3 protein-coding genes are annotated in these 6,106 nt (G+C 60.9%); 2 read left to right on the top strand and 1 reads right to left on the bottom strand.

Going from position 1 to position 6,106, the window contains the following annotated elements; translation table 11 throughout:
* Positions 1-3,731: phosphoribosylformylglycinamidine synthase (purL, locus tag ACKWJN_RS09930; RefSeq protein WP_408596477.1), on the bottom strand; the 3,731-nt coding region annotated here is incomplete at its 3' end.
* Positions 3,732-3,918: 187 nt separating this feature from the next.
* On the opposite strand from purL, the gene map reads away from it, so the two are divergent.
* Both map and ACKWJN_RS09920 read left to right on the top strand, forming a co-directional pair.
* A complete protein-coding gene (map, locus tag ACKWJN_RS09925) occupies positions 3,919-4,731 on the top strand; it encodes a type I methionyl aminopeptidase (RefSeq protein ID WP_408596475.1) in 813 nt (270 codons plus the stop codon).
* Between the two features lie 10 nt (positions 4,732-4,741).
* Positions 4,742-6,106 (top strand): nucleotidyltransferase domain-containing protein (locus tag ACKWJN_RS09920; protein ID WP_408596473.1); only part of this gene is annotated, 1,365 nt, incomplete at its 3' end.

The raw sequence follows: 6,106 nt of genomic DNA, 5'->3' as shown, positions 1-6,106 counted from the left end.
CCCTCGCCGTGTGCCACGGCAATGGGCAAACGGCTGCCTGCCATGCCTTGCAAGAACAAGCTGGGTGACGGCAACACCTCCACCATCGACAAGCGTGCTTCAAAGCGCTCACTCTGGTTGGTGGTGAAGCGTGGCCAGGCGGTAGTGCCCGGAATGATGTCGGCCAATTCGGCAAACATTTGGCAGCCGTTGCACACGCCCAAACCAAAGGTATCGGGGCGGCCAAAGAACAGCTGGAACTGTTCAGACAACACGGGGTTGAAGGTGATGGAACGTGCCCAACCGATGCCAGCGCCCAAGGTGTCGCCGTAGCTGAAGCCTCCGCAGGCCACCAGCCCCTGAAAGTCTTGCAGCTTGGCGCGGCCGGTTTGCAGATCGGTCATGTGCACGTCGTAGGCCTCAAAGCCCGCTTCGGTGAAGGCATAAGCCATCTCCACGTGCGAGTTGACGCCCTGCTCACGCAGCACGGCCACTTTGGGTTTGGCGCTGTGGATGAAAGCTGCCGCCACGTTGTCGCACACGCCCGCAGGCAGATGCACCTGCAGGCCGGGGTTGAGCGGGTCGCCCGCACTCGCGTGCTCGGCATCGGCGCAGATGGGGTTGTCGCGTTGCTGGCAAATCTTCCAGCTCACGCTGTCCCACACCTGGTGCAAGTCGGCCAGCTTGGCGCTGAACACCTCTTTGGCATCGCGCCAGACACTGACCTCGCCTTGGCCCTTGGCGATGGCCGACGACGCAGGACGCGTCTTGCCCACAAAGTGGCTGTGCTTGGACAGCCCATGCGCACGCAGCGTTTGCATGACGGCGTTGCGCTCGGACGTGCGCACTTGCAACAACACACCCAACTCTTCGGTGAACAGTGCCTTGAGCGTCAACTCTTCGCGCCGTGCGCTGACCTGAGCGGTCCAGTTCTTGGTGTCGCCGTATTCCGCTCGGCTGTCGCTGATGCCGTCGCCCTCGGTGATCAGCATGTCCACATTCAGCGCCACGCCCACTTGACCCGCAAAGGCCATTTCACAGGCGGTGGCCATCAAGCCGCCGTCGCTGCGGTCGTGGTAAGCCAAGATTTTTCCTTGCGCACGCAAGTCGTTGACCGCGTGGACCAGTTGAACCAAGTCTTGGGCGTGGTCCAGGTCAGGCACGGTGTCGCCCGCTTGACCCAGCACTTGGCCCAAGATGCTGCCCGCCATGCGGTGCTGCCCGCGGCCGAGGTCCACCAGCACCAGGGTCGTGTCTTCTTCGGTGGCGTTGAGTTGGGGCGTGAGCGTGCCACGCACATCGGCGATGGACGCAAAAGCGCTGACGATCAGGCTCACCGGTGAGGTGACCTTTTTCGTGGCGTCCCCCTCGCGCCACTGGGTGCGCATGGACAAGCTGTCTTTGCCCACCGGGATGGAGATGCCCAAAGCGGGGCACAGTTCCAGCCCCACGGCTTGCACGGTGTCGTAGAGCGCAGCGTCTTCGCCGGGCTCGCCACAGGCCGCCATCCAGTTGGCACTGAGCTTGACTCGGGGCAACTCGATGGGGGCCGCCAGCAGGTTGGTGATGGCCTCTGCCACGGCCATGCGGCCCGAGGCCGGGCCATGCAAAGCGGCCAAGGGCGTGCGTTCGCCCATGCTCATGGCTTCGCCTTTGAAGCCCTGGTAATCGGCCAGAGTCACCGCGCAATCGGCCACCGGCACTTGCCAAGGACCGACCATTTGGTCGCGGTGGGTCAGGCCACCCACCGCGCGGTCACCGATGGTGACCAAAAAGCGTTTGCTCGCCACAGTGGGGTGGCTCAGCACCTGAATCACCGCGTCTTGCAGGCGCACACCGGTCAAATCCATCGCGGGGCTGACGCGGGACACGCGTTGCACGTCACGGTGCATCTTGGGGGGCTTGCCCAACAGCACGTTCATGGGCATGTCCACGGCGCGATCGGCGCTGGCGGTGGGGGTTTCTGGGGTGACCACCGCATCTTCGTTGGCCACGACGAGGTGCCGTTCTTCGGTGGCCACACCGACCACCGCAAACGGGCAACGCTCACGTTCACAAAAGGCTTTGAATTGCGCCAGCGACTCGGGCGCAATCGCCAGCACATAACGTTCTTGGCTTTCGTTGGACCAAATCTCTTTCGGGGCCAGGCCCGATTCTTCTAGGGGCACGGCACGCAAATCAAAGCGGGCACCGCGTCCGGCGTCGTGGGTCAGCTCAGGAAACGCGTTGGACAAACCGCCTGCCCCCACGTCGTGGATGGCCAAGATGGGGTTGTTCGCTCCTTGGGTCCAGCAATGGTTGATCACCTCTTGCGCCCGGCGCTCGATCTCGGGGTTGCCGCGTTGCACCGAGTCAAAGTCCAGCTCCGCCGCGTTGGTGCCGCTGGCCATGGAGCTGGCGGCACCGCCGCCCATGCCAATGCGCATGCCGGGGCCACCCAGTTGAATCAGCAAGGTGCCCGCAGGAAATTCGATCTTGTGGGTTTGCGTGCTGTCGATCACACCCAAACCACCGGCGATCATGATGGGCTTGTGGTAGCCACGGGTCACGCCCGCCACCTCTTGTTCGTACTCGCGGAAATAGCCCAACAAGTTGGGACGGCCAAACTCGTTGTTGAACGCCGCACCACCCAGTGGGCCCTCGGTCATGATTTGCAGCGGGCTGGCCATGTGCGAGGGGCGGCCCAAGCTGCTGTCCCACAACTTGGACACGGTGAAACCCGACATGCCCGCTTTGGGCTTGGAGCCACGTCCGGTGGCGCCCTCGTCGCGAATTTCGCCCCCGTTGCCGGTGGACGCGCCGGGATACGGCGAAATGGCGGTGGGGTGGTTGTGGGTCTCGACCTTCATCAACACATGGTGGGTTGCAGCCACTTTGTCGTAGTGGGGCAAGTCGGTGCCGTTGTTCGTGGCCACAAAGCGTTCCACCGCATGGCCTTGCATGATGGAGGCGTTGTCTGAGTACGCCACCACGGTGTACTGCGGGTGGGTCTTGTGGGTGTGGCGAATCATGCCAAACAGGCTGTGCGGCTGGGCCACGCCGTCGATGGTGAATTCGGCGTTGAAGATTTTGTGGCGGCAGTGCTCGCTGTTGGCCTGCGCAAACATCATCAACTCCACATCGGTGGGGTTACGTTGCAACTGGGCAAACGCGGTCACCAGATAGTCCATCTCGTCTTCGGCCAAAGCCAGGCCCCAACGCGTGTTGGCGTCTTCCAGTGCGGCGCGTCCTCCGGTCAGCACATCGACATGCTCCATGGGGGCTGGGTGCAACTCGGTGAACAGACCCAAGGCTTCATCGCGGGTGCGCATCACCGACTCGGTCATGCGGTCATGCAACAGGTCGGCCACTGCCGCCAATTGCTCAGGGCTCAGGCTGGCTTTGCTCAGCAAACCGTCTTTGAGCTGGATGCGAAATTCGGTGATACGCTCAATGCGCTTTAACCCCAAGCCACAGTTGTGGGCAATGTCCGTGGCTTTGGAAGCCCAAGGCGACACCGTGCCAAAACGTGGGGTGACCACCAGCGCAACACCATCTGTCCCAGGGTGTGCCGGCTCACCGTAGGTCAGCAGTGCGGCCAGGGTGCCCTGCTGGGTGGCATCCAAGGCTTCTTCGCTGGCGGCCAAGTGCACAAAGCGTGCGCTCAAGCCTTTGATGTGTGGCGCGATGGCGGCGAGTCGCGGCAAGAGTTGGTGAACACGGAAATCGCTGAGTGCGTTGCCGCCTTCGAAAATGCTGAGGTGCAGGGACACGGATGGCCTTGAGAAAAAGACGGGGAAATCGTTGCGCCGGGCCGCTGACTGGGGCTGGTCGGCAATGGTGCGATTTTACGTGTCCTGATCGGGCGTTTTGTACACAATCAGGGCGTCACGCGACCTTGGTGAGGGATTCAAAAGGGCAAGCTTTCAGGGGCACGAGCCCCAATGGGATAATCTCAGGATGACGATCACCTACAAAGACGCCCAAGGTATTGAGGGCATGCGTGTCGCAGGCAAACTGGCCTCCGAAGTTCTGGATTTCCTCACCCCCCATGTGGTGGCTGGAGTCACCACCAACCAGTTGGACAAACTGGCCTACGACTACATCACCCAGGTTCAAGGCGCTATTCCTGCCCCGCTGAACTACAACCCCAGCGGCACCAACCCTTACCCCAAGTCGATCTGCACGTCCATCAACCACCAGGTGTGCCACGGCATCCCCAACGACAAGCCGCTGAAAAAAGCCGACATCGTCAACATCGACATCACCGTGATCAAAGACGGCTGGCACGGCGACACCAGCCGCATGTTCTTGGTCGGCGAATCATCCATCGCCGCCAAGCGCTTGTGCAAATTGACCTACGAAGCCATGTGGCACGGCATTGTCAAAGTCAAGCCTGGCGTGCGCTTGGGCGACATCGGCTTTGCCATCCAACGCTTTGCCGAGAGCCATGGCTTTTCTGTGGTGCGCGAGTTTTGCGGCCATGGCATTGGCCAGGTGTTCCACGAAGAACCGCAGGTGTTGCATTACGGCAAGCCCGGCACGGGGGAAGAGCTCAAAACGGGCATGACCTTCACCATCGAGCCCATGATCAACGCGGGTCGCAAAGACATCAAGGAGCTGGGCGACGGCTGGACCATTGTCACACGCGACCACTCGCTGTCGGCCCAATGGGAACACACGGTGCTGGTCACAGAAACCGGCTTTGAAGTGTTGACCCTGTCTGAAGGCAGCCCCGCCCTGCCCGACTTCGTGACCACCACCTCCTGTTGAGGGCTGTGCCATGAACGCCTTGGCCCAGCGCTACCGAACGCACAAGGCTGCCTTGCTGCAGACCCTGTCCATGCGTCCTGCCGCCACGCGGGGTGCCCGCAGCGTTTTAAAAAATCTGAGCCATTTGACCGACCGCACCTTGGTCGAACTCTGGCACAACGCGGGTTTTGCCGACGACTTGGCCTTGGTGGCGGTCGGTGGTTTTGGCCGCGGGGAGCTTTACCCCTCCTCCGATGTGGACGTGCTGTTGCTGCTGCCGGCCGGTCGATCTGCCGACACCGATGCCCAACTCAAAAGCCAGATTGAGACCTTCATTGGCAGCTGCTGGGACACAGGCCTGGAAATTGGCTCCAGCGTGCGCAGTGTGGACGAGTGCATCCAAGAGTCGAGTGCCGACATCACCGTGCAAACCTCTTTGCTGGAAGCCCGTTTGGTCATGGGTAGCGCCACGCTGTTTCACCAGTTTCAGCAACGTTTTGATGAGGCCATGGACCCCAAGGCCTTCTTTGTGGCCAAGACACTGGAGCTGCGTCAGCGCCACACCAAGTTTGAAAACACGCCCTATTCCCTTGAACCCAATTGCAAAGAGTCCCCGGGTGGTTTGCGCGATCTGCAAGTGATCTTGTGGGTGGCCAAAGCGGCAGGCTTTGGCAACAGTTGGCAAGAGTTGGCGCGCTCGGGCTTGGCCACCTCCTTCGAGGCACGCCAGATTCAACGCAACGAAGACACCTTGGCGCTGATTCGCACCCGCTTGCACATGGTGGCCAAACGACGTGAAGACCGATTGGTGTTTGACTTGCAACATGCGGTGGCACAAAGCATTGGGTTGGGCTTGCAAGAAGATGGCTCGTTGGACGCCAGGGCTGCCAGCGAAGCGCTGATGAAGCGCTATTACTGGGCCGCCAAGGCCGTGACCCAGCTGAACCAAATTTTGCTGCTCAACATCGAAGAGCGGCTCAATGGCGACACCCAGACCTTGCGTCCCATCAATGAACGTTTCGCCGACAAAGCGGGGATGCTGGAAGTCACCAGCGACGATTTGTACTCGCGCGAACCGCACGCGATCTTGGAAACCTTCTGGTTGTATGAATCCACCGTGGGCATCAACGGCTTGTCGGCCCGCACGCTGCGCGCGCTGTACAACGCACGTGGGGTGATGAATGCAGCATTTCGAGCCGATCCAGCCAACCGCGCCATGTTCTTGCAAATTTTGCAAGCCCCCGAAGGCATCACGCATGCCATGCGCTTGATGAACCAGACCTCGGTGTTGGGACGCTATTTGTGGGTGTTCAGACGCATCGTGGGGCAAATGCAGCATGACTTGTTCCATGTCTATACGGTAGACCAACACATCTTGATGGCTGTCTCTTATACA

It is taken from the genome of Limnohabitans sp. (assembly GCF_046052825.1).
Lineage (GTDB): Bacteria > Pseudomonadota > Gammaproteobacteria > Burkholderiales > Burkholderiaceae_C > Limnohabitans.
This window is presented reverse-complemented; position numbering and strand designations above follow the sequence as displayed.